General features: G+C 64.9%; 24 protein-coding genes and 1 riboswitch. Of the genes, 19 read left to right on the top strand and 5 right to left on the bottom strand.

The window, feature by feature from the left end; translation table 11 throughout:
* Positions 1-24: 24 nt before the first annotated feature.
* Together H582_RS31850 and H582_RS0111245 are read right to left on the bottom strand one after the other, a co-directional pair.
* The gene (locus H582_RS31850) at positions 25-432 is read right to left on the bottom strand and encodes a hypothetical protein (RefSeq protein ID WP_028598609.1); all 408 of its coding nucleotides are present in this window, start codon (positions 430-432) and stop codon (positions 25-27) included.
* Positions 433-1637: 1205 nt separating this feature from the next.
* On the bottom strand, positions 1638-2252 hold the full coding sequence (locus tag H582_RS0111245; protein ID WP_028598611.1) for a superoxide dismutase: 615 nt from the start codon (positions 2250-2252) through the stop codon (positions 1638-1640).
* A gap of 368 nt (positions 2253-2620) precedes the next feature.
* Here H582_RS0111245 and H582_RS0111250 point away from each other — a divergent pair, with 368 nt between their 5' ends.
* The 7 genes from H582_RS0111250 (at position 2621) to folE (ending at position 7084) form a co-directional block, all read left to right on the top strand.
* Positions 2621-3043, top strand: a complete 423-nt coding sequence (locus H582_RS0111250) for a GNAT family N-acetyltransferase (RefSeq protein ID WP_028598612.1) — start codon at positions 2621-2623, stop codon at positions 3041-3043.
* A 142-nt stretch (positions 3044-3185) separates the two neighbouring features.
* Positions 3186-3752, top strand: a complete 567-nt coding sequence (locus H582_RS0111255; RefSeq protein ID WP_028598613.1) for a DUF402 domain-containing protein — start codon at positions 3186-3188, stop codon at positions 3750-3752.
* Positions 3749-4327 (top strand): signal peptidase I, encoded by a 579-nt coding sequence (lepB, locus tag H582_RS0111260; RefSeq protein ID WP_028598614.1) that lies wholly within the window; start codon positions 3749-3751, stop codon positions 4325-4327. Before H582_RS0111255 ends, lepB begins: the two co-directional genes overlap by 4 nt.
* Positions 4328-4381: 54 nt before the next feature.
* Positions 4382-4834 carry a ribonuclease HI gene (gene rnhA / locus H582_RS0111265; RefSeq protein WP_028598615.1) on the top strand — a complete coding sequence of 151 codons (453 nt, stop codon included), beginning with the start codon at positions 4382-4384 and terminating at the stop codon, positions 4832-4834.
* Positions 4835-4922: 88 nt separating this feature from the next.
* Positions 4923-6137, top strand: coding sequence for a tRNA epoxyqueuosine(34) reductase QueG (gene queG, locus H582_RS27060; protein WP_084137098.1), 1215 nt, complete (start codon positions 4923-4925; stop codon positions 6135-6137).
* Between the two features lie 53 nt (positions 6138-6190).
* Positions 6191-6448, top strand: coding sequence for a YneF family protein (locus H582_RS0111275; protein WP_028598616.1), 258 nt, complete (start codon positions 6191-6193; stop codon positions 6446-6448).
* 42 nt (positions 6449-6490) lie between these two features.
* A complete protein-coding gene (folE, locus tag H582_RS0111280) occupies positions 6491-7084 on the top strand; it encodes a GTP cyclohydrolase I FolE (RefSeq protein ID WP_028598617.1) in 594 nt (197 codons plus the stop codon).
* Between the two features lie 178 nt (positions 7085-7262).
* On the opposite strand, the gene H582_RS0111290 is transcribed toward folE, so the two are convergent.
* Together H582_RS0111290 and H582_RS0111295 are read right to left on the bottom strand one after the other, a co-directional pair.
* Positions 7263-8414: a superoxide dismutase gene (locus H582_RS0111290; protein WP_028598618.1), complete on the bottom strand. Its 1152-nt coding sequence runs from the start codon at positions 8412-8414 to the stop codon at positions 7263-7265.
* Between the two features lie 257 nt (positions 8415-8671).
* Entirely contained in the window at positions 8672-9706 is a 1035-nt protein-coding gene (locus tag H582_RS0111295; protein WP_028598619.1) for an alpha/beta hydrolase, read from the bottom strand.
* A gap of 305 nt (positions 9707-10011) precedes the next feature.
* Between H582_RS0111295 and H582_RS0111300 the strand changes: the two genes are divergently transcribed.
* On the top strand, positions 10012-10782 hold the full coding sequence (locus tag H582_RS0111300) for an IclR family transcriptional regulator (RefSeq protein WP_028598620.1): 771 nt from the start codon (positions 10012-10014) through the stop codon (positions 10780-10782).
* Positions 10783-11032: 250 nt separating this feature from the next.
* On the top strand, positions 11033-12403 hold the full coding sequence (locus tag H582_RS0111305; protein ID WP_028598621.1) for a dicarboxylate/amino acid:cation symporter: 1371 nt from the start codon (positions 11033-11035) through the stop codon (positions 12401-12403).
* Positions 12404-12560: 157 nt separating this feature from the next.
* Here the strand turns inward: H582_RS0111305 and H582_RS0111310 are convergent, their stop codons facing one another.
* Positions 12561-13151 (bottom strand): hypothetical protein, encoded by a 591-nt coding sequence (locus H582_RS0111310; RefSeq protein ID WP_028598622.1) that lies wholly within the window; start codon positions 13149-13151, stop codon positions 12561-12563.
* A gap of 5 nt (positions 13152-13156) precedes the next feature.
* A riboswitch (cyclic di-AMP (ydaO/yuaA leader) is annotated at positions 13157-13348 on the bottom strand.
* Between the two features lie 208 nt (positions 13349-13556).
* On the opposite strand from H582_RS0111310, the gene H582_RS0111315 reads away from it, so the two are divergent.
* From H582_RS0111315 to H582_RS0111360, 10 genes are all read left to right on the top strand, one after another.
* Positions 13557-14675: an amidase domain-containing protein gene (locus tag H582_RS0111315; RefSeq protein ID WP_052333152.1), complete on the top strand. Its 1119-nt coding sequence runs from the start codon at positions 13557-13559 to the stop codon at positions 14673-14675.
* 87 nt (positions 14676-14762) lie between these two features.
* Positions 14763-15893, top strand: a complete 1131-nt coding sequence (locus tag H582_RS0111320; RefSeq protein WP_028598624.1) for a D-alanine--D-alanine ligase — start codon at positions 14763-14765, stop codon at positions 15891-15893.
* Positions 15894-15971: 78 nt separating this feature from the next.
* Positions 15972-16289, top strand: a complete 318-nt coding sequence (locus tag H582_RS0111325; protein WP_028598625.1) for a hypothetical protein — start codon at positions 15972-15974, stop codon at positions 16287-16289.
* Positions 16286-17302, top strand: coding sequence for a UV DNA damage repair endonuclease UvsE (gene uvsE, locus H582_RS0111330; RefSeq protein ID WP_028598626.1), 1017 nt, complete (start codon positions 16286-16288; stop codon positions 17300-17302). The genes H582_RS0111325 and uvsE overlap by 4 nt, the downstream gene beginning before the upstream one ends.
* Before the next feature lie 36 nt (positions 17303-17338).
* Positions 17339-18160: a sulfite exporter TauE/SafE family protein gene (locus H582_RS0111335; RefSeq protein ID WP_028598627.1), complete on the top strand. Its 822-nt coding sequence runs from the start codon at positions 17339-17341 to the stop codon at positions 18158-18160.
* A gap of 136 nt (positions 18161-18296) precedes the next feature.
* Positions 18297-19133, top strand: coding sequence for an inositol monophosphatase family protein (locus H582_RS0111340; RefSeq protein WP_028598628.1), 837 nt, complete (start codon positions 18297-18299; stop codon positions 19131-19133).
* Positions 19134-19299: 166 nt separating this feature from the next.
* Positions 19300-19533, top strand: a complete 234-nt coding sequence (locus tag H582_RS0111345; RefSeq protein ID WP_028598629.1) for a hypothetical protein — start codon at positions 19300-19302, stop codon at positions 19531-19533.
* A gap of 5 nt (positions 19534-19538) precedes the next feature.
* Complete coding sequence (locus tag H582_RS0111350) at positions 19539-20240, top strand: sulfite oxidase-like oxidoreductase (RefSeq protein ID WP_043111208.1); 702 nt, start codon at positions 19539-19541, stop codon at positions 20238-20240.
* A gap of 180 nt (positions 20241-20420) precedes the next feature.
* Positions 20421-20870, top strand: coding sequence for a MarR family winged helix-turn-helix transcriptional regulator (locus H582_RS27065; RefSeq protein WP_052333153.1), 450 nt, complete (start codon positions 20421-20423; stop codon positions 20868-20870).
* A gap of 63 nt (positions 20871-20933) precedes the next feature.
* On the top strand, positions 20934-22562 hold the full coding sequence (locus H582_RS0111360) for an MFS transporter (RefSeq protein WP_028598631.1): 1629 nt from the start codon (positions 20934-20936) through the stop codon (positions 22560-22562).
* Positions 22563-22596: the final 34 nt, after the last annotated feature.

Below are 22596 nucleotides of genomic sequence, written 5' to 3' on the forward strand. Positions count from 1 at the left end.
GAGGAAGAAGTCCGGCCCCGCCGCCTAGCTCTGGCCGATGACGATCAGCTCGATGCCGATCACGTCGCGGCGGTGGACGGGGAAGCTCAGCAGGGAGTGGGGAATCTGCCGCCCGTTCAGCCGCAGCACGTACTGGACGCCGCCGCCGATCCGCACGTCGTCGGTCGTGTCGTTGCGGACGCCGCCGACGGCCTGCACGCCGCTCGTCGTCGCTTGGACGACGCCCGTGTAGTCGAGCGCTTGGGCGATGTTCATGCCTTCATAAAAGGGAATCTGATAGTCTTCCGTGACGTAAGGGAACGACTCGCCGCCTTCAATCCGCACCGTCACCGGGGCGGGAGCGTTCGGCGTTATCGTCGGTCCGGGCGGAACCGAGCCGACCGGCGCGGCGGCGGAAATCGTCGCCGTCTCCGCCGCCGGACTGGACGTCAATGCCGGTACCGCCGCGCCGGCCCCGATCGGAAACGGCCCCGGTCCGGGCGGCCAAGGCCCCGGTCCCGGAGGGAACGGCCCCGGTCCGGGCGGCCAAGGTCCGGGCCCCGGAGGAAACGGTCCCGGTCCGGGCGGCCAAGGCCCCGGTCCCGGAGGGAACGGCCCCGGTCCAGGCGGCCAAGGCCCCGGTCCCGGAGGGAACGGCCCCGGTCCGGGCGGCCAAGGTCCGGGCCCCGGAGGAAACGGTCCCGGTCCGGGCGGCCAAGGCCCCGGTCCCGGAGGGAACGGCCCCGGTCCGGGCGGCCAAGGCCCCGGCCCCGGAGGGAACGGCCCCGGTCCAGGCGGCCAAGGCCCGGGCCCCGGAGGGAACGGCCCCGGTCCGGGCGGCCAAGGCCCTGGTCCCGGAGGGAACGGTCCCGGTCCGGGCGGCCAAGGCCCTGGTCCCGGAGGGAACGGACCCGGTCCGGGCGGCCAAGGTCCCGGCCCCGGAGGGAACGGCCCCGGTCCGGGCGGCCAAGGCCCCGGCCCGGGGAAGCCGCCGCCTGGACCGAGCGGCGGGAACAGGCCGCCGCCGAACGGCGGGAAAAGCGTCGGCGGCCCCGGAGGAATCGGCGGCGGCGCCGGCTGGAACGCGCGAGGACTGCCGCAGCCGCAGTCGCCCCCCGCCTGGACATAGCGATAGGCGCTGTTGGGGGCGTAATACAGGTAAGGTTGTGACATACCGGTCGAACGGCTCCTTTCCGTCTGGCGCAAGGCTGGAAAATCGCAGGATGCATTAGCCTATGCGGCAGGAGCCTATCCTCTTGACCGATCATCGGATTTTTTCTGGCTGCTCGCATTAGAACTCAGGACAATCGCTGGGCTTGCCCTAAGAGCCAATGCGCAAAAATATGTAGTACCCTTCCGGTCGTCCCGCAGCCGGGCAACGCTCCCCCTAAAGGTAAAATCGGCCATAGGAAGCGTCACAGCCGACGAAACGCTCCCCCTAAAGGTAAAATCGGCCTTAGGAAGCGCCACAGCCGACGAAAAGCTCCCGCTAAAGGTAAAATCGGCCATAGGAAGCGCCGCAGCCGGCGAAACGCTGCCGCTAAAGGTAAAATCGGCTTTAGAAAGCGCCGCAGCCGACCCCAAGTCAGCCCAAAGACGAAAAAAGCCTGTCCGCAGCATGGAGCTGCGGACAGGCTTGGATGGATCCGGCGCGAAGCTTACTTCGCGGCCGACTCGTAGCGCTTGCCGACTTCTTCCCAGTTCACGACGTTCCAGAACGCCTTGATGTAGTCGGGACGCTTGTTTTGATACTTGAGGTAGTAGGCATGCTCCCATACGTCCAGGCCGAGCAGAGGCGTTTCGCCTTCCATGATCGGGCTGTCCTGGTTCGGGAGGCTGTATACTTTCAGCTTGCCGGCTTTGTCGGCGGCGAGGAAGGCCCAGCCGCTGCCGAAGCGCGTCGTAGCGGCTTTGGCGAAGTCTTCTTGGAACTTGGCGAAGCCGCCCAGCTCGCTCTCGATCGCCTCAGCCAGCTTGCCCGTAGGAGCGCCGCCGGCATTCGGAGCGATCGTCGTCCAGAACAGGCTGTGGTTGGCATGTCCGCCGCCGTTGTTGCGGACGGCCGTGCGGATGGACTCCGGCACGCTGTTCAGGTCGGCGATCAGGTCCTCGACGGACTTGGAAGCCAGCTCGGGAGCGGACTCGAGAGCGGCGTTGAGGTTCGTCACGTACGTGTTGTGGTGGCGATCGTGGTGGATCTCCATCGTCTGCGCGTCGATATGCGGCTCCAGAGCGTCGTTTGCATACGGAAGTGCTGGAAGTTCATGTGCCATGATCAAAAAACCTCCTCAAAATGATATGTAGCGATTCCAGAACATTATCCCTCATGCCCCTGAATAAATCAACATTTTTCTTTCAAAAGTCCGGGCTGCGAAGGGGCCCCTCCGCATCGGAATGGAAAGGCCTGGCATGCCGGCCGACATCTAGAATGCCACGAAAACGATCCATTATTCTTACCCGTGCGCTATAAAGTTCAAACGAGCGAGTAAGCGCTATCAATAAAGCGCTTTCAACGAAATGTAAGCGCAATGTTAAATTTAATGAGGTTTTTTGGACGAAAAGCCTGGCTTTCCTTTACTTTTGTCGTATAATCAAACTTAGCTTTTACCAATGACATTGAATGTAAGGGAGCTAAGCATTCATGCATGTTCGTTCTTTCCAGCTTGCCGATTATCACGGCGCGACCTCCTTGCTGCAATCGGTTCTGTGCGAAGAGTGCTACGAGGAAACGAAGGAAGCTCTCACCAGGCAGCTGTCCTGGGACAGCGATCTCGTGCTCGTCGCATCGGATGGAGATCAAGTCGCCGGCATCATCATCGGCACGATCGACAACAACCGAGGGTACTACTACCGTGTCGCCGTCCACAAGGACTTCCGCGGCCGCGGCATCGCCAAGGGCCTCATCTCCCGGCTCCGCGCACGCTTCGAGCAGCGCAACGTATCCAAGATTCTCGTCACGGCGGACAAGCATAACGAACCCGTACTTACGCTCTACAGCTCACTCGGCTTCGAGCCGAGCGACTTCTATCATTCGTTCCAGAAGCTCAGCATCGTGGCGGGCTAGGACGAGCCCTGGCCGGACCTTTTCCGGTCAGCCGCTCGCCGGCCCAGCCGCCCTTTCCTTCAAGCATGTCCGGCGTCCATTGATTTTGGCGCCTGGATATGCTTTTCTTATTACTATGATGGTTAAGTCAGGGAGTGCGTAAGTGAACACGTATCGGCGCTGTTATATCAAAAGCTTCAAGCACGACGGCCATCTCCACCGCCAGTGGCAGAAGAACTGGCTCGTTCCCGACCGCTTGCTGCTGCCGCAGCAGGCCGAGGAGAACATGATCGTGCTCATCAACAACCAGACTCCGATCACGGAGGCGGACGGCTCGGTGTGGGTCAGCCGCGTGCCGGCCGTATCCTTCTTCCTGCCTGGCAAATGGTACAATGTCGTCGCGATGCTGGAGGACTTCGGCATCCGCTACTACTGCAACCTGGCCTCGCCTCCGTATCTGTCGGGAGACGTGCTGACGTATATCGACTACGACCTTGACGTCATCCGTACGGCGGGCGGCGATCTGGCGGTCGTCGACCGCGACGAGTACGAGCGCCACAAGGCGGACTACCGCTACCCGCCGATCGTCGACGCCAAGGTCGGCCAAGGGCTGCGCGAGGTGACGCAGCGGATCCGCGGAGGCAAGCCGCCGTTCGAGGACGAGATCGTGCTGCGCTACTACGAAGCCTGGACGCAACGTCCGGACCGCGAGGAGGAGGGGCCGGCATGACGGAGCCTGCCGCGGCCGAGCTGCGGACCGAGCCGGAGACGCGCCATGCCGCCCGGCGGCGCGAGCTGTCCGCGCTGCTGAGGACCGCCGTCGTCGTGGCGGCGGTCGTGCTGTTCCTGAACCGGTTCGTCCTCAATCTGTCGATCGTCGAAGGCGACTCGATGCAGCCGACGCTCCATCCCGGCGACTGGCTGCTGGTGAGCCGGCTCGCCGGCGACGCGCTGCCGATCCGGATGAACGACGTCGTCATCCTGCGGGATCCCAGGCCTCAGGACGGCAGTCCGGGCTATCTCGTCAAGCGCGTCGTCGGGCTGCCCGGGGACGTGGTGGAGCTGCGCCAAGGGAAGCTGCTGCGCAACGGGCTTCCGGTGGCGGAGCTGTATGCGGATCCGTCGCCGGCGCTGGAGAATTTCCGGGCGGTGCAGGTGGAGCCGGGGCATTATTTCGTGCTCGGCGACAACCGGCAGTGGAGGGCGAGCCGCGACAGCCGCACGTTCGGCTCCATCGACGCCAGCGACATCACGGGCCGGGCCGAGCTGCTGCTCTGGCCGTTCGTCCATGCGGGCCGCCTGTAGGCTCAGGGCGAGAGCGGCGGCGTCCGCCATTTACCGTGGAAGAGGAGCGATAGCATGAAGGAAGTGACCGTATATACCGACGGCGCGTGCTCCGGCAATCCGGGTCCCGGAGGCTGGGCGGCCGTGCTGTTCTACGGCGACAAGCGCAAGGAGATCTCCGGCGCCGAGCCGCATACGACCAACAACCGCATGGAGATCCAGGCGGTCATCGAGGCGCTCGCGCTGCTCAAGGTGCCGTGCCGCGTCAAGGTGCACAGCGACTCGGCGTACGTCGTGAACTGCTTCCAGAACAACTGGATCCGGGGCTGGCTGCGCAACGGCTGGAAGAACAGCAAGGGCCAGCCGGTCGAGAACAAGGAGCTGTGGCAGCGGCTGTGGGAGCTGATGGGCATCCACGAGGTGGCCTACGTGAAGGTCAAGGGCCACAGCGACAATGAATGGAACAACCGCTGCGACGAGCTGGCCGTAGGCGCCATCAAGGCGATGCGGGCCGGAGGCAAGGGCTAGGAGGGCGGGGGCTGCGCGGCTGCGCGGCCCCGCTTCGTTTTCGCACGGGGCAGCCGCGGACGCGACGGGGAGTCAGGAGGAGGAGAAGATGGATCGAATCGCAGCAGACGCCGGCTTCTGGAGCCGGTTCAAGGCCGAGATGAAGGAAGCCGCCTACGGGCTCGGCATCGACGATATCGGCGTGGCGTCGCCCGAGCCGTTCACGGCGCTCAAGGGGCGGCTCATCCGGCATCGCGAGCTCGGCTACGAGTCCGGCTTCGAGCCGAAGGACATCGAGCGGCGCGCCGATCCGTCGCTCCTCTTCGACGAGCCGCTGTCGATCATCGCGATCGCGGTCGCCTACCCGTCCAAGCTGCAGGATCCGCCCAAGTCCGAGCCCGGCGCGCGGCGGGGCATCCTGTCCCGGTCTTCTTGGGGAGAGGATTACCATGCGGTGCTGCGGAACCGGCTGGCGCGGCTGGAGGCGTGGCTGCGCGAGCGCGTGCCGGAGCTGCGAGCCGAATCGATGGTCGATACGGGCGAGCTGAGCGACCGGGCGGTCGCCGAGCGGGCGGGCATCGGCTGGAGCGGCAAGAACAGCTTCATTCTGAACCGCAAGCACGGCACGTTCACGTTCCTCGCCGAAATGATCACGAACCTGCCGCTTGAGCCCGATTCGCCGGTCGAGGACGGCTGCGGCAGCTGCACGAAGTGCATCGACGCCTGCCCGACCGGGGCGCTCGTCGGCCCCGGCCAGCTCAACGCGCAGCGCTGCGTCTCGTATCTGACGCAGACCAAGGAGATGGTGTCGGACGAGCTGATGCGCAAGATCGGCAACCGGCTGTACGGCTGCGACACCTGCCAGATCGTCTGCCCCGTCAACCGGGGCGTCAACGTGACGCGGCATCCGGAGTTCCGGCCCGATCCCGAGCAGGTCAAGCCGCTGCTGGAGCCGCTGCTCGAGATCGGCAACCGCGAGTACAAGGAGCGGTACGGGCGCAACGCTTCTTCCTGGCGCGGCAAAAAGCCGATCCAGCGCAACGCGGTCATCGCGCTCGGCAACTTCAAGGAGAAATCGGCCGTGCCCGCGCTCATCCGCGTGCTGCGGCAGGATCCGCGGGCGGTGCTGCGCGGCACGGCCGCCTGGTCGCTCGGCCGGATCGGCGGACCCGAAGCCGAGGCCGCGCTGGCGGAAGCGGCGGAGCGGGAGGAGGACGAGGAGGCCCGCTCCTGGGCGGAGCGGTCGCTCGCCTCGCTGCGGGAGCAGGCGGCGGCGGAGCCGCCCTCGGAGACCGCGGTTGAAATTGCGCGGACAACCCGTTGATGCTAAGATGGAAGAGCTTGATCGACCCTGATTAAAGGACAGGTGAACCGCGCGTGGAATGGTATAATATCGTCATCCCGATCGTCACGTTGATCGTCGGCCTAGTCGGCGGCTTTTTCATCGGCGTGTTCTATCTCCGCAAGCAGATGGAGAAGATGCAGTCCGATCCGGAGATGCTTCAAAAGATGGCCAAGCAGATGGGCTACAACCTGAACAACAAGCAGATGCAGAAGGCCCAGCAGATGATGAAGGGCCAGCAAGGCGGACAGCAAAAATTCATCCCGAACCAGCGTGGCGGCAAGCGCAGATAACACGGCAGCCGCCCGCTCCTCAAGGAAGCCAGGGAGGCCGCGATGGCAGGTTTGAAAGATTACTCCAACTCGATGGTCGCGCGCAACCGCGACCAGATCGAATATCATCTCCGCGAGATCCTCAAGCTGGTCGGCGAGGACGTCGAGCGCGAAGGGCTGCTGGACACGCCCGCCCGCGTCACCCGCATGTACGAGGAGATCTTCGCCGGATACGAGGTCAATCCCGCCGACGTGCTCGGCGTGACGTTCGACGAGAACCATGAGGAGCTCGTCATCGTCAAGGACATCGTGTACTACAGCCAGTGCGAGCATCATATGGCGCCGTTCTTCGGCAAGATCCACATCGGCTACCTGCCGAACGGCCATATTCTCGGGCTGAGCAAGATGGCCCGCCTCGTCGAGGCGGTCACCCGCAAGCTGCAGGTGCAGGAGCGGATCACGTCGCAGATCGCGGACATCCTCGACGAGGCGCTGTCGCCTCAGGGCGTGATGGTCGTCGTCGAGGGCGAGCATCTGTGCATGTGCTCGCGCGGCGTCAAGAAGCCGGGCAGCAAGACGATCACCTCCGGCGTCCGCGGCGAGTTCCGTTCGAACAGCGCGCTGCGCGCCGAGTTCCTCTCGCTGCTCAAGCAGTAGAGCCGAGAGCCGCAAAAGCCCGCCGGCCCGTCCGGCCAGCGAAGCGCCAGGCGCCGCCAGCACGGCAAGCCCGCCGGCCTGATTCCAGGCCGGCGGGCTTTTTGCGTTCAGCGCGGAGGGCGCCGCTCCGCATGCGGCGGGGCGGCTTCGACCAGAGGCCGAAGGATCCGGTCCGGCGTCAGTAGGGCTCCCAGGCCAGCGTCCGCGCTTTGTCGAAGCGCTCGCTGACGTACGGCCAGTTGACGACGTTCCACCAGTCCTTGACGTAGTCGGGCCGCTTGTTCTGATGCTTGAGATAATAGGCATGCTCCCACACGTCGAGCGGCAGCAGCGGGATCGCGTCCCACTGGGACAGGTCCTGATGCTTCTCCGCCTGCAGGATCTCGAGCCTGCGGCTGCGCGGGCTGTAGACGAGGATCGCCCAGCCGCCGCCCTCGACCTTGTTCGCCGCCTCGGAGAACTGCTTCTTGAACGCGTCGAAGCTGCCGAAGCTGCGGTCGATCTCGTCGGCAAGCGCGCCGACGGGCTTGCCGCCTCCCTGGGGAGACATGGCCGGCCAGAACAGCGTGTGCAGGTAATGCCCCGCGCCGTTGAAGGCCAGCTCCCGCTCCCAATGCTTCACGAGGGCGAAGTCGCCGCTCTTGCGCGATGCCTGCAGCTCCTTCTCCGCCTTGTTGAGATCGTCCACGTAGGTCTGATGATGCTTGTCGTGATGGATCCGCATCGTGGCCTCGTCGATGTACGGCTCCAGCGCGTTGTAGGCGTAGGGCAAAGGAGGCAGCTTGTGCCCGCCGATCGGAACCTGCTGCTGCGGGCCGGCGGCCTGGCCGGTGCGGGGAGGAGCTTCCGCGCGGGCGGGCTGCTCCGGCGCGGAGGGGGCCGCCTCGCCGCCCTCCGTCTCCGGCTGCTCCGCCGCGCCGCGGCCTTGGCGGATCGCTTCGGCCCGCGCGAGACGGGCGGTGGAGCCGCGCAGCGCCTCATGCACGGCCGAGCGCGCCTGCGGCTCGCGGCCGAGCGCCGGGCTGGCCGCGAGCAGCTGCAGCAGCTGCTGGACGAGCACGCCGCTTTGCGCGGCAGCCGCCTCCAGCAGCTCGGACGGCTCGCCGGCGGCTCCGGCGGCCGGCGGCTGAGAGCGGGGCTCCAGCAGCCGGTCCGCTTCCGCGGCCGTCCGCTCCAGCAGCGGCTGCCATTGCCGCAGCACGCCGGCATAGGCCGGCTCCAGCTCGGCCGCCTGCAGGATCTGCTCCAGCCGGTCCGCTTCCTCTTGCTTCCATTGCCTGATCTCCTCCAGCAGCCTCGGCTGAGCGAGGTCGGACGGCGCTTGGGTCATGGGGGAACCCTCCTTTTCGTGGTCGGACCGGCATCCCGCGCATCGATCGCGGCTGCCGGCGGACGCGATGGCTCTCGCTTAGGTGTATTCGGCCGACCGGCCGGGATATGAGCGGCAAGCGAAAAAAAGCGCTGCCGGACCGGCAGCAACGCCCGGGTTGCCGCCTGCCATGAAAAACACGAAGCCGCTCCTTTTGCCGGAGCGGCTTCGTGTTTCTCTGTATGGTCGGGTCTCGGTCGCGGGAGCCTGACCGAAGCTCAGGCGTCGAGCCGGCCGTCCTGCTCCAGCGATTGGTTCACCTGGCTGAGGAACAGCGCGGCGCGCTGGATGTACTCCTTGGGATGCTGGCGGAACAGCAGCTCATGCTGGCCGCCGTTCACGATCCATTCGCGCGACAGCGGATTCGTCTGCCGGGATGCGATCGTCTCCGCATACTGGTAGGAGGCCTTGGCGTCCATCGTGCCGTGGATCATGTAGATCGGAATGGAGTAGTTCGTGCTCATGACCTGCTCGGCGGGAATCTTGTTGAAGTCGACGCCGGTCCAGAGCGGCAGCAGCTTCTCGATGAGCGGCAGCGACAGGCGCGGCAGGTCGATGATGTTGCGCACATTGTCGAACAGCGTGTCGGGGCTGGCCACGAAGGTGCTGTCGAGGATCATCGCATCGATCGCATCCGTCTGCAGGGCGGCCTGCAGCGCCGTGCCGGCGCCCATGCTGAAGCCCCAGACGACGACTTCCTTGGAGCCGTTCGCGCGGACGTAGTCGACGGCGGCGAGCAGCTGCTGGGACTCCTCCCAGCCGCCGGTCGCCGGAGCGCGGTACTGCTGGGAGGCATAGCCGTAATCGAACATCAGGACGTTATAGTTCAGCCGGTGGAGCAGGCTGGCGAGGTCGTACATCGGCACCCACGTCTCCTCGCGGTTCGCGCCGTAGCCGTGGCTCAGCACGATCGTCCGCTCGGACTCGCTCTGGATCGAGCGGCCGGGGGAGGAGGGGATGTACCAGCCGCTTACGGTCGTGCGTCCGCTGAGGCTCGGGAAGGTCACGTCTTCATAAGCGAGGCCTTTGGCCTCCATCGGATTGGAATGGACCGGGGCGACATAGGGATACGCGACCATCCATGCGATATAGCCGTGGAAGGCGACAATCAGCAGCAGCAGCAGGGCGGCGCCGGCCGACACGGCGGCTACGAGCGCATTGCGGCGCGTGTCGCGGCGAGGAAGCACGGAAGAGAGGGACGGGTCCAGCTGCAGCGGCGAGTTCAGCGGCGTATGCAGGGCAGAGCTGCTCATTTCGTCTTCCCCTCCCTTGTTTTGTAAGCGTTCTAGATCCTATGTACTACTACTGTATGCGTCTATTGTCCGGGCTGTCAATTCATGTCGAGCAATTGTTAAGCACTTGTAATGTTGCCGTAAAATGAAGCCGTTTCTTTACGAGATAAAGGAAACGAGTTATACTAGGAGAATCTTAGTTTCACTGAATGAAACCGAATCGGGGTAGACGGACTCCGCTTTCTCCCCTATAATGATAATGATTCTCAATGAGAACGGAGGAGCGTCATGGCCTTCTCCGCCCCGGAAAGAAAGCAGGTGAGCGCATGGAACCGTCCCGCAGCGGCAAGGCCGAGGATGGAAAATCGAATGTAAGGGCCGTCGAGAGGGCGCTGGATATCCTGCTCTGCTTTACGACGGAGAGCGACCTGCCGATGACCGAGATCGCGGAGCGGGTCGGGCTGCACAAGAGCACCGTGCACCGGATGCTGGCGACGCTGGAGGACAAGGGCTTCCTCGAGCGCGACCGCAGCTCCGAGCGCTACCGGCTCGGCATGCGCATCTGGGAGCTGTCGGCGCATCGGTCGCGGTCGGGCGACCCGGCGGTCATCTGCCTGCCGGAGATGGAGAGGCTGCGCGACACGCTCGGGGAGACGGTGAGCCTGTACGTGCGGGACGGCAGCGAGCGGATCCGCATCCAGGCCGTGCAGAGCAACCAGGCGATCCGGCGCGTGGCGCCGGTCGGCGTGCGGCTGCCGCTGTACGTCGGAGCCTCGAGCAAGGTGCTCATCGCTTTTGCCGAGCCGGCGCTGGCGGCGCAGATGATGTCCTTGGAGGCGCTGCCGCAAGGAATCGACCCGCAGTCGTTCCGCGAGCAGCTGGAGGAGATCCGTCGGCTCGGCTACGCGACGAGCATGGAGGAGCGCGAGCCGGGAGCGGCGGCGCTGTCGGCTCCGGTGTTCGACCGCAGCGGTCGGCTGGCGGCGGCGCTGTCCGTATCGGGACCGGCCGCGCGCTTCACGCCGGCCATCATACGCGAGCAGTCGGCGCTCGTCGTCCAGTCGGCGACCCGCATGGGCGCGATGCTGCCGGGCTGAGCGCCCTCGATTATGGCGTCTGCACAGGGATGCGGCGCCGATTCGTTTCCTATTACCCGCAGAGGCGGCCTGTGAAGGCGCCGGGCTCTGCGGGTTTTTTGGCGCGGGAGCTTGGAGTGCCTTGGTTCGGCGAGTTGGAGGCGTCGAAGCTTCATGCCAATTATTATTCATGGACTAAAATAAACGTTGACATAAGAAGTCAACCTCGCTAGTATACTATAGCATAGTAAATCACTAGGATATGAAGGGGATGGACTCATTGCCTGAAAACAACAACCTCGTGCATGCGTTCCAGACGAACTGGATCAGCCTGCTTGTCTCCCTCATCGTCATCGGACTGCTCGTCTGGCTGGCGCGGCGCCGCGTCGGTTTCGGCTATCGGGTGCTGCTCGCGCTCGGCATCGGCCTCGTCGTCGGCGTGACGCTGAACTCCTTGGAGATCGACGCCACGAGCATCAGCACGCTCGGCTCCATTTACGTCAACCTCATCAAAATGCTCGTCATCCCGCTCGTCGCCGTGCTGGTCGTCTCCAGCATCTCGTCGATCTCGAGCCTCGGGCAGCTGCGCAAGATCGGCACCAAGACGATCCTGCTCTTCATCGGCACGACCGGCGTGGCAGCGCTGATCGGCCTGCTCGTGGCGCTGGCGTTCAACCCGGGCTCGGGCATCGCCCAGGAGACGCCGGAAGGATTCGAGGCGCGGACGATTCCGACGTTCTCCGAGGTCATCCTGAACCTCGTGCCGTCCAACCCGATCGGCGACATGGCCGACGCCAAGGTTGTGCCGGTGCTGATCTTCGCGATCTTCATCGCCGTCGCCATCGTGCAGCTCAGCTCGCGCAAGCCGGAGGCGGCCGAGCCGGTGCGCCAAGTCATCGAATCGCTCAAGCAGGTCATGAACCAGGTGACCAAGTACATCATCCGCCTGACGCCATACGGCGTGTATGCGCTGATCGGCTCGATGGCCGCGCGCTACGGCTTCGATACGCTCAAGCCGCTCATCAGCCTCATTCTCGCGACGTATGTCGCGCTGCTGCTGCACTTCATCCTGACGTTCGGCTCGCTCGTCACGTTCTGGGCGAAGCTCAATCCGTTCAAGTTCCTGCGCAAGATCTACCCGACGATCGCCGTCGCCTTCACGACGCGCAGCAGCTACGCGACGCTGCCGGTCAACCTGGAGGTCATCACCAAGCGGCTGCGCGTGTCGCCGCGCATCGCCAGCTTCGTCGCGCCGCTCGGCGCGACGATGAACATGAACGGCTGCGGCGGCGTCTGGCCGGCGGTCGTGGCGATCTTCGTCGCCGAGGTGTACGGAGTGCCGCTCGGCATCTCCGACTACATCCTGATCGTTCTCGTCAGCACGATCTCCTCGATCGGCGTCGCCGGCGTGCCGGGACCGGCGTCGATCTCGACGACGGTCGTCCTGACCGCGCTCGGCCTGCCGCTGGAAGGGCTCGGCCTCGTGCTCGCGATCGACGCCGTCGTCGACATGGGCCGCACGGCGGTCAACGCGACCGGCACGACCGTGTCGTCGCTGCTCGTCGCCGTGTCGGAGGACGAGTTCGACCGCGAGAGCTACAACCGCGACGAGGAAGAGGAGCTGGAGCTGAGCCACGCGTAAAGCAGGGCGCAGCGGAATGAACGGGACGAAGCGGAGCCGGCTCCGCTTCGTCCCTGTTTTCAACTCGATGAACGCAGCGAAGCCCCCGAGGGACATGGCCCTTCGGGGGCTTCCTGCATGAGCGGATCATGCGGCAGGGATCATCGAGTTGCCTGGATTACATCGAGTGCTGGATATGGATGTCGGAAGATTCGATGAGGTAGTGCCTTCTCCAGAAGGCGGTGGCGGGAAAGGGCATCGCTTCTCTGGAGCCGGGCTCCAGAGCCTTGCGCAAAAGACGGTCCCGATGATCGCTGATCCACTCGGCGTCATAATAGAGCACCGACATGACCTCGTCGCTCGGAACGCCGACGAACGATTGGAACCAGCCGCTCCAGCTCTGCCAGTCGGCGGGAGCCTCGGAGTAGGACATCGTGACGACGGCACGGTGCAGGCTTGAGCCTGCATAAAGATGAAGCGCGACCAGATAGTCGCCGCTGCCGCCTGCAAGCATCGCCGTGGTGCGGCTGATGAACAGGTCGATGCGGCGGATGCGGCGGTCGGGAGCGAGCGGCTCCTCGACCAGAAGAGCAGCGTGGCGGGCGTCGTGCCCCGCCTCCTCGATGACCTCGGACGCATCCAGTACGACCGGAAGCGGCAGCGAGGCGGAGCAGGCGATTTCCTGCTCGGCGCAACAGGCGGCGGAGCGGTGGACGGCTCGCAGCCGTCTCGGCTCCGGACCGCCGGTGAAGCGTTCCTGCAAAGACATGGTCGAACCTCTCCTTTGGTTGCTTACGGGGTTAGCTGACGGATTCGGGCCAAGAGAGTAGCCCTACCAGGCGCAGTCCGCGGCGGCTTCGGCAGCCGCGCGTCGGGTGCGCGCCGGATTCACCCCGGCAGGCGCGACAAGGCGCCTGCGGTTGGTTCCCCCGCTTCCACTTTCGTGGAATTCAGCAGAATAGAAATGTGCTGAACTTTATCATACTTCAGGCCGGCCTGTCTTGTAAAAGGCTATATTTAGCGAAAATTCGATGAAATGCTGTCGGGAACTCGTCCATGCGGACCCATCGTCGCTCTAAAGCGCTCTCATGGAAAAGGATCATAATCCGGAGCGCATCCGTCATAGGATGGAAATTAAGATGGAGAAATAGCGCTTCGGAGAGGATGGGGAAGGATGGCGCGGATCAAGGTGGGAAAAAGGCCTCCGCAAGCCGATGCCGGCGGGGAGGAGCGACGGAGCGAGCCGCCCGCAGGCTGGCGCGGCGCCGTGCAGCAATATGTGCAGGCCTGCAACCAGGCCGAGGTGGAGCTGCGCGACAGCGCGCTCGCCGGAATCATGACGGACGCGGACCATCGGCTGCGCCTGCTGCACCGGCTCCAGCGGCAGCGCGAGCGGGCCGAGGAGCGGGATCTGCTCACCTCCCAATGCGAGACGCGGGCCGCGCTGGTCAAGGTCAACGAATCCGGCGCGGAGGTGTCGGTCGTGCTCCAGCTGCATCTGAAGCGGCATGTCCAGCACAAAGGCCGCCAGTATACGGAGGAGCGGATCGAGCGCGAGCGGATATGGCTCGCACCGGCCGGCGCGGACGGGAGCTGGCGGCTGACGCGGGTCGAGCCGCTCGTCGGCGAGCGGCGGCCGCGCTACGGCCATGCCGCGGCGGACAGCGCGCTCGCCGAGCACCGCTCCTACGGCAACGGCGGCGGCAGCGGCATCCAGCCGCCCGGCGCGCCGCGTCCTTTCCTTAACTATGGCGTCGTTCCGCGCATCAACACCCGCTCCCGCGCCTCCCGCTACCGGCGCGAGCTGGTCGCAGCCTACGCGGACCAGTGGTGGAACGAGCCGAATCCCGCTTACGAGGAATTCGAGGTCAACTGCACCAATTATGTGTCGCAGTGCGTCTTTGCAGGGGAAGCGCCGATGAACTATACTGGGAAAAGGGAATCCGGCTGGTGGTACAAGGGACGGACGGGCGGCCAGGAGCAGTGGAGCTACAGCTGGGCCGTGTCCAACGCGTTCCAGCTCTACTTGAGCTTTCCGCGCTCGTCAGGCATGCGGGCGACGCCGGTGGAGAGCGCGGCGGAGCTGGAGCTCGGCGACGTGATCACCTACGACTGGAACGGCGACGGCCGCTTCCAGCACACGACGGTCGTGACGGCGTTCGACGGGGACGGCATGCCGCTCGTCAACGCCAATACGGTGCCGAGCCGCCACCGCTACTGGGATTACAAGGATTCGTACGCGTGGACGGAGCAGACCCGCTACCGGTTCTATCATTTGAGCGACAGCATGTAGCACGGCCAGGATGCCGGCAGCCGGTCCGCATGGGCGGACCCGGCTGTTGGCATCCTAATTTCTAGAGGGTACCGGAGGGCTAACATCATGGGAGAGAAGATTCGCGTCGGACTGGTCTACGGAGGCAAGTCGGGAGAGCATGAGGTGTCGCTGCAGACGGCGCTGGCGGTCATGGGGGCGTTCGATTTCGGCAAATACGAGATTCAGCCCTTCTACATCACCAAAACGGGCGAATGGCGCTCGGCAGGCGTGCTGCTCGCGGCTCCGGACAGCGTGGAGCAGCTGAAGCTGGAAGGCGGCGACAGCAGCCTGGCGCTCGCGCCGGTATTCCGCGGCCTGGCCCCTGCGCCGGCCGGCGAGTCGGCGCTGCAGGCGGCGGCCGCCGCCGCGGCCGCGCCGGAGAAGGCGGTCGACGTCATCTTCCCGCTGCTGCACGGCACCTTCGGCGAGGACGGCACGATCCAGGGGCTGCTCGAGATGGCAAACATCCCGTACGTCGGCGCGGGCGTGCTCGCCTCGGCGGTCGGCATGGACAAAATCACGATGAAAAAAGTGTTCGCCCATGAAGGGCTGCCGCAGTGCATCTACCGCAGCTTCAACCGCACGCAGTGGGAGAAGGACCATACGTTCTTCGTCATGGAGATCGAGGTCGCGCTCGGCTATCCGTGCTTCGTCAAGCCGGCGAACCTCGGCAGCAGCGTCGGCATCTCCAAGGCGAAAAACCGCGAGGAGCTGATCGCCGCCGTCGAGCTGGCGCTGCGCTACGACCGCAAGGTCGTCGTCGAGGAGTTCGTCGACGCGCGCGAGATCGAGGTCAGCGTGCTCGGCAACGACGAGCCGCGGGCATCCGTGCCCGGCGAGGTCATCAGCGGCGCGGACTTCTACGACTACAACGCCAAGTACGTCGACGGCACGAGCATCATGCAGATTCCGGCCGACCTGCCGGCCGAGACGGCCGAGGCGGTGCGCGAGATGGCGATCCGCGCCTATCTGGCGATCGACGGCTCGGGCCTGTCGCGCGTCGACTTCTTCCTCCGGAGGAGCGACGGCCAGCTGCTCATCAACGAGGTCAACACGATGCCGGGCTTCACGCCGTACAGCATGTACCCGCTCATGTGGAAGGAATCCGGCATGCCGTACCGCGAGCTGCTCGACACGCTGATCGAGCTGGCGCTGGCGCGCCACGCCGACAAGCAGAAGATCCACTACGGCGGCTGAGCCGCCTGAAGCGTGCTTTCCCCAGGCAGAGCCCTGCTCTGGGGAGGCGCTTTTTTACATAAAGAGGAGGGACAAGCGATGGGCTTCGCCACCGAGTTCAATTCCGTCTGCAAATTCAAGTCCGAGCAGGAGCTGTACGAGCTGCTGGAATACGGCAAGGGCAAGATGGTCAAGAGCGGCTTCCGCGTCTTTCCGACCGGCCAGAAGGTGATCGCGTACACGCCGGACAACCGCGCGATCGCGATCGTGCGCATCCTCGCCTCCATCGCGGAGATCAACTTCCAGGGCCAGGAGGTCACCCAGGTCGAGATGGAGCTGGTGCGCAAGCTGACCGAGGAAGAGTCGCGCGTCCAGACGGACCTCGCGCATGAGATGTTCTTCGGAGAGCGGGGATGATCGTCCGCTTCGGCTTTGTCGCGATGAGCCTGCTGCTGGAGAACGCCTCCCCGTCGCGCACGATGACCTACACGAACTTCGCCAAGCTGGGCGACCGGGAGGCCGGCCTCGCCAGGCTGGAGCGCATCGCCGAAGACAACCTGCGCAGCACGCTGCGCATCCTGAACAACAACCGCTATTCGGACATCCACCTGTACCGGTTCTCCTCCAAGCTCATCCCGCTCGCCACGCATGAAGCGCTGAGCGACTGGGACCCGTATCCGGCGCTTGCTCCGGCGTTCGCCGACATCGGCGCGTTCGTGCGGAAGCACGGCATGCGCGTCAGCTTCCATCCCGACCACTTCTGCGTGTTCAGCACGCCGCGGCCGGAGGTGCTGCGCAGCTCGATCCGCGACATGGAGCATCATGTCCGCATGCTGGAGGCGATGGGGCTGGACGAGCGGGCCAAATGCAACATCCACGTCGGCGGCGCCTACGGCGACAAGGCCGTGTCGGGAGAGCGCTTCGTCCGCCAGTTCGGCGAGCTCGGGTCCGCCCTGCGCGGGCGCGTCACGCTCGAGAATGACGACAAGACGTTCACCGCGCGCGAGACGCTGGACATCGCCGAGCAGACGGGCAATCCGGTCGTGCTGGACATCCATCACCACTGGGTGAACGACGGCGGCGAGACGCCGGAGTCGCTGCATGGCGAGCTGTGGCCGCGCATCGCCGCGACGTGGCGCCGGGAGCAGGAGCGGCTCGGCCTGGGCGGCGGGCCGGAGGGGCTGCCGCCCAAGATCCACGCCTCCAGCCCGAAAAGCCTCCGCGATCCGCGCGGCCATGCCGACGGCGTGGAGCCGGGGCCGCTGCTCGCCTTCCTGCGGAGCGTAAACGGCTCGGTGCCGCATATCGACTGCATGCTCGAGGCCAAGGCCAAGGACCAGGCGCTCGCCTGGCTGATGGAGGAGATGCGCAAGCTGGAGGCGGCCGGACAAGGCGTCCGCGTCGTGGACGGCTCGACGATCGAGCTGTAGCGTTTTTTAGAGGATAGAAATGGGGAATCGCAACGCATGCTTGAATGGATCCTGATCTTGCTTACAGGCGTCGTCGCCTCGATCTTCGGCAGCATCGTCGGTCTCGGCGGCGGCATCATCATCGTGCCGGTGCTGCTGCTGCTCGGCCCGCAGCTGACCGGCGCGCCGATCCCGGAGGCGACCGCCGTCGGCACGTCGCTGGCGGTGCTCATCGTGACGGCGCTTGCCTCCTCGCGCACCTATGCCAAGCAGCGCAAGGTGGACTTCCGCAGCGCCTGGTTGCTGTTCATCACGAGCGGCCCGGGCGCGATGGCCGGCTCGGCGCTGACGTCGCAGTTCCACGGCCCGGCGTTCCAGCTCAGCTTCGGCATCTTCATGCTGCTGATGGCGCTGCTGCTCATCCTGCGCGACCGCATCAAGCCGTCCGCGCGCCAGTGGCCGGTGACGGTGCGCATGACCGACGGCGCGGGCATCGAGCATGTCTACGGCTACAGCCTGCCGCTGCTGCTCGGCATCGGACTGCTCGTCGGCATCGTCTCCGGCCTGTTCGGCATCGGCGGCGGCTCGCTGTTCGTGCCGGTCATGGTGCTGCTGTTCGCCTTTCCGCCGCATGTGGCGACGGCGACGTCGATGTTCGTCATCTTCCTGTCGTCGATCAGCGGCAGCGTCGTGCACGGCGCGATGGGCGAGATCGACTGGCTGCTCGTGGCGGCGCTCGCGCCGGGCGCCTGGCTCGGCGGCAAGGCCGGCGCCTGGATCGCCAGCCGCATGAGCGGCAAGGCGATCCTGTGGCTGCTGCGGGCGACGCTGCTCGTGCTGGCCGCGCGGCTCATCTGGCAGGGAGCTTCCCAGCTGTAGCGGAGAGCTTCGCGGGAAGTCGGGAAGTCGCTTGAATCCGAATACGGATGCCGTTCGTATACCGAGGAGGCATCCGTATTTTGCATTCGGACATTGGAAAGGCTTACATTTAGAGAAAAGGAAACGGGGGAGAAGCATGAACGAACCGATCGTAGGCAGCAAGAGCTTCGCGGCGGTGGCGATCAACTGCGCGTCCAAGGCGGGGGAATGGATCCAGTCCAAGCTGGGCGCCTACCAGACGCTCAAGGAGAAGCAGTCGCCCCATGATCTCGTCACCGAGGTCGACCGCGGCTCGGAGAAGCTGATCCGCAGCCTGATCATGATGAACTTTCCGGACCATTCCTTCCTTGGCGAGGAAGGGGTAGAGCCCGGTCCGGCCGCCTCCGCGCAGGCGCTGGAGGACGTGCGCGACGCCGAATATCTGTGGATCGTCGATCCCGTCGACGGGACGACCAACTTCGTGCACGGCTTCCCGTTCTTCACCGTGTCGATCGCGCTCGCGCGGCGCGGAGAGGTCATCCTCGGCGTCGTCTACGATCCTTCGGCGGACGAGCTGTTCATCGCGGAAAAAGGCAAAGGAGCCTATGTCCATGGCAAGCGCATGAGCGTGTCGGGCGAGGCGGCGCTGCGGACGAGCCTCGTCGCGACCGGCTTCCCGGCGGAGCATCGCGAGGCGCTGCCGCGCAACCTGGCGCAGCTGCAGCGGATCGCGCCGCAGGTGCGCAACATCCGCTCGGGCGGCTCGGCCGCGCTCCATCTGGCCTATGTGGCGGCCGGCAGGCTGAGCGGATTTTGGGAGGTCGGCCTGAGCAGCTGGGACATCGCCGCGGGGGCGCTGCTCGTGCAGGAAGCGGGCGGACGCATCGGCGACCAGAACGGGGAGCCGTACCATCTCGGCGTGCGCGACGTGCTGGCGACGAACGGCCTCATCCACGAGGAGCTGCAGGCCGAGCTGGCCGCGCCCTCGGCATGACGGGAGCTTCCGCAGCCGCTCGCGCCTGACCGGAATCCGGATCTCCGGGGCGGACGAAAGACGAGGGAGCGATTCGGCTATAGCCGTTTTGCGCATGGCGCTTCGGGGCAAAATAGGCTACACTAGCGGTAGGAATCATCAAACGGACAAGCATGGAGGGATACACATGACCGAACGCAACGAATCGGCGGAAGTCCAGGCGGACGGAGCGGCGGCGGAAGCCGAAGCCCAGCCGAAAAAAATGTCGCTGGCCGCGGCGGCCAAGCTGAAGCTGCAGCAGAAGAAGCAGACGCAGGCTGTCGGCAAGCAAGGCCAGAGCGGCGCCCAGGGCGGAGCGAAGGAGCTGCGCAGCCAGCTCAACAAGAAGCCGAACAACCAGCGCCGGCGGATGGGCGTCTAACGCCGATGGCTCAGCCTTACGAGAGCGACAAGGCGGAGCGCCTGAAGCGCAATGCGGCGGCGCTGCTCCAGAAGATCAAGCCGGACGCCAAATACGGCGACCGCGTGCCGCCCGGCCAGACGGTGACCGACCGGTTCCCGATCCTGCACGAAGGGGCGGTTCCGGCCTACGACATGTCGACCTGGGACCTGCGCGTGACCGGCGCGGTCCGGGAGGAGCGCCGCTTTTCGTTCGCCGAGCTCGAAAGCCTGCCGCGCGTGAGCGTCATGCGCGACATCCACTGCGTCACCCGCTGGTCCAAGATGGATACGGTGTGGGAGGGCATCCTCTTCCGCGACTTCCTGCGGCATCTGGGCATCGAGCCGCTGCCGGAGGCCAAGCATGTAATGGTGTACGGCGACTACGACTACGAGACGAACGTGCCGCTCGCCGATCTGATGGGCGACGACATCCTGCTCGCCTTCCGCTACGGCGGGGAGCCGCTGACGGACAAGCATGGCGGGCCGCTGCGCCTCGTCGTGCCGCATCTGTACTTCTGGAAGAGCGCCAAGTGGCTGCGCGGCTTCGAGTTCATGACCGAGGACCGTCCGGGCTTCTGGGAGCGCAACGGCTTCCACAACGAGGCCGATCCGTTCCGCGAGCAGCGCTACTCGGAGGAAGGCTTCGAGCTGCCCGAGGACGAATGGGTCCACAAGGACTACGATTGAGCGGGACGGACCTTTCGTCCGCCCGCTGCCAGACTTCGACCTTTCCGGCCGGATCGCCTGGACATGCATGCTGACCGCCTCGCATTCGCGAGGCGGTTTTTTCATGCTTAAAAGTATTTGACACTGATATAGTTAAAGGAGTATAAATATATTATTGATTTAACAAAAGGAGGCGCGCGAGTGAAAGAGGAGGCCAAGCGATTTCACGCCGCCGTGCAAGCCTTCATCCAGACGATGGAGATGTCCATGCCGGAGCTGCTCAAGGAATGCGGCATGACGCGGACGCAGCTGTTCGCGCTGCATCTGGTCAAGGTCAAGGGACCGTGCAAGCTGGCGCTGATCGCCGACAAGCTGGAGGTCAAGCCGAGCGCCGTCACCGTCATGATGGATCGGCTGGAGTCGGGCGGATGGGTAAGGCGAAAACCGGACACCGTAGATCGGAGAGCTGTTTTTGTGGAGATCACGGACGAGGGCAGGAAGGCGCTGGAGAAGTTTCAGCAGCTGAGGGAAAAGCTGATCGAGCGGAGGCTCGTCAAGCTGACCGTGGAGGAGCAGCGCACGCTCTCCGGCCTGATGGAGAAGCTGGCCGAGGACGTGCCGGCGGAGGGCCAGAGCGCGGCGGAAGCTTGAGGCGGCGCCAAGGCGCGGCCGAATGGCGGACAAAGAAAAGAAACGAGGAGAACGAGAGACATCATGGAACATTTAACGCATAAACGAAAGCTGTCGATCATGATCGCCGTCATGGCGGCCATGTTCTTCGCGGCCATCAACCAGACGATCACGAGCACGGCGATGCCGCGCATCATCGCGATTCTGGACGGCATGGAGTACTACACCTGGACGATCAACATCTACCTGCTGACCTCGACGATCGCCACGATTCTCGTCGGCAAGCTGTCCGACATGTTCGGACGCAAGCCGTTCATCCTGGCGGGCATCCTGCTGTTCATCATCGGGGCGTTCCTGACGGGCACGTCCAGCGACGTCTATCAGTTCATCACGTACCGCGGCATCCAGGGCATCGGCGCCGGCATCATCCAGTCGACGGCGTTCATGGCGGTCGGAGACTTGTTCTCTCCGCGCGAGCGCTCCAAGTGGATGGGCCTCATGACCGCCGTCTTCGGCTTCTCGAGCGTGCTCGGCCCGACGCTCGGCGGCTATCTCGTCGACCATCTCGACTGGCACTGGCTGTTCTGGATCTTCCTGCCGCTCGGCGTCGTCGCGTTCGCGATGATCTGGGTGCTCTTCCCGAAAATCGAGCGCGTCAAAGGGGAGAAGATCGATCTTCTCGGCTCGTTGTTCCTGACGACGACGATCGTGCCGCTGCTGCTCGGATTCTCCCTGGCCGGCCCGAATCATGCGTGGGGCTCGCCTGAGATTCTGGGACTGTTCGCAGCCGCGCTGGTGTCCGGCTTCATCTTCGTGATGGTCGAGCGCTACGCCAAGAGCCCGATCCTGCCGCTGCATCTGTTCAAGAACGGCATCGTCACCGTCTCGAACCTCATCGGCTTCCTGATGAACTTCGGCATGATGGGCGCGCTTATCTACCTGACGTTCTTCGTCCAGGGCGTGCTTGGCATCTCCGCCACGTACTCCGGGTACGTCACGATGCCGATGTCGATCTTCATGGTCGTGACGAGCGCGCTCATCGGACAGCGCATCTCCAAAAGCGGCAAGTACAAGCGCTACGCTCTGATCGGCGTGCCGATCATGATTCTCGGCATGGGCATCATGGTCCTCATGAACAGCGTCGGCATGGCCGTGCTGAGCATGTGCATCTTCGGCATCGGCATCGGCATGGGCATGCCGGTATTCTCGCTGGCCACCCAGAACGCAGTGGCGCATACCGAGCTCGGCGTCGTCACGGCGTCCTCGCAGCTGTTCCGCAACCTGGGCGGCACGATCGGCATCGCCGTCATGGGCACGGTCATGTCCAATACGCTGACCAAAAACCTCAAGGATACGCTGACCTCGCCGAACATGCCGGACCTGAGCCAGCTCGATCCGACCGTCGCGCAGCAGCTGACCGGGTTCGCCAACCCGAACTTGCTCATGAACAAGCCGCTCATCGACGAGACGGCAGCTGGCCTGCCGGAGCAGGCGCGGACGCTGTTCCTGCAGCTGATCGAGCAGTTCCGCGGCGCGCTCGGCGACACGCTGGCGCTCGTCTTCCTCGTCGGCACGCTCGTGCTCTGCGTCTCGCTCGTGCTCGTGTTCTTCCTGCGGGAGATTCCGCTGCGCACGACGAACCAGACCGCTCCGGCTCCGGCCGAAGGCGAAAGCGCCGGCGCGGCGGCAGGCAAGCTGCAGAGCGAGAGCTGATCGCCTGCAAGGAGATGAAGAAGAGCCTTTTCGG

Origin of the sequence: Paenibacillus pasadenensis DSM 19293 (genome assembly GCF_000422485.1) — a bacterium.
GTDB lineage: Bacteria > Bacillota > Bacilli > Paenibacillales > Paenibacillaceae > Paenibacillus_O > Paenibacillus_O pasadenensis.

What these genes read in the sequence shown, in the direction of transcription:
- H582_RS0111245 (WP_028598611.1), bottom strand. Translation starts at nt 2,252, where the DNA reads ATGGCACATGAACTTCCAGCACTTCCGTATGCAAACGACGCTCTGGAG.
- H582_RS0111250 (WP_028598612.1), top strand. Translation starts at nt 2,621, where the DNA reads ATGCATGTTCGTTCTTTCCAGCTTGCCGATTATCACGGCGCGACCTCC.
- lepB (WP_028598614.1), top strand. Translation starts at nt 3,749, where the DNA reads ATGACGGAGCCTGCCGCGGCCGAGCTGCGGACCGAGCCGGAGACGCGC.
- rnhA (WP_028598615.1), top strand. Translation starts at nt 4,382, where the DNA reads ATGAAGGAAGTGACCGTATATACCGACGGCGCGTGCTCCGGCAATCCG.
- queG (WP_084137098.1), top strand. Translation starts at nt 4,923, where the DNA reads ATGGATCGAATCGCAGCAGACGCCGGCTTCTGGAGCCGGTTCAAGGCC.
- folE (WP_028598617.1), top strand. Translation starts at nt 6,491, where the DNA reads ATGGCAGGTTTGAAAGATTACTCCAACTCGATGGTCGCGCGCAACCGC.
- H582_RS0111290 (WP_028598618.1), bottom strand. Translation starts at nt 8,414, where the DNA reads ATGACCCAAGCGCCGTCCGACCTCGCTCAGCCGAGGCTGCTGGAGGAG.
- H582_RS0111295 (WP_028598619.1), bottom strand. Translation starts at nt 9,706, where the DNA reads ATGAGCAGCTCTGCCCTGCATACGCCGCTGAACTCGCCGCTGCAGCTG.
- H582_RS0111300 (WP_028598620.1), top strand. Translation starts at nt 10,012, where the DNA reads ATGGAACCGTCCCGCAGCGGCAAGGCCGAGGATGGAAAATCGAATGTA.
- H582_RS0111305 (WP_028598621.1), top strand. Translation starts at nt 11,033, where the DNA reads ATGGACTCATTGCCTGAAAACAACAACCTCGTGCATGCGTTCCAGACG.
- H582_RS0111310 (WP_028598622.1), bottom strand. Translation starts at nt 13,151, where the DNA reads ATGTCTTTGCAGGAACGCTTCACCGGCGGTCCGGAGCCGAGACGGCTG.
- H582_RS0111315 (WP_052333152.1), top strand. Translation starts at nt 13,557, where the DNA reads ATGGCGCGGATCAAGGTGGGAAAAAGGCCTCCGCAAGCCGATGCCGGC.
- H582_RS0111320 (WP_028598624.1), top strand. Translation starts at nt 14,763, where the DNA reads ATGGGAGAGAAGATTCGCGTCGGACTGGTCTACGGAGGCAAGTCGGGA.
- H582_RS0111325 (WP_028598625.1), top strand. Translation starts at nt 15,972, where the DNA reads ATGGGCTTCGCCACCGAGTTCAATTCCGTCTGCAAATTCAAGTCCGAG.
- uvsE (WP_028598626.1), top strand. Translation starts at nt 16,286, where the DNA reads ATGATCGTCCGCTTCGGCTTTGTCGCGATGAGCCTGCTGCTGGAGAAC.
- H582_RS0111335 (WP_028598627.1), top strand. Translation starts at nt 17,339, where the DNA reads ATGCTTGAATGGATCCTGATCTTGCTTACAGGCGTCGTCGCCTCGATC.
- H582_RS0111340 (WP_028598628.1), top strand. Translation starts at nt 18,297, where the DNA reads ATGAACGAACCGATCGTAGGCAGCAAGAGCTTCGCGGCGGTGGCGATC.
- H582_RS0111345 (WP_028598629.1), top strand. Translation starts at nt 19,300, where the DNA reads ATGACCGAACGCAACGAATCGGCGGAAGTCCAGGCGGACGGAGCGGCG.
- H582_RS0111350 (WP_043111208.1), top strand. Translation starts at nt 19,539, where the DNA reads ATGGCTCAGCCTTACGAGAGCGACAAGGCGGAGCGCCTGAAGCGCAAT.
- H582_RS0111360 (WP_028598631.1), top strand. Translation starts at nt 20,934, where the DNA reads ATGGAACATTTAACGCATAAACGAAAGCTGTCGATCATGATCGCCGTC.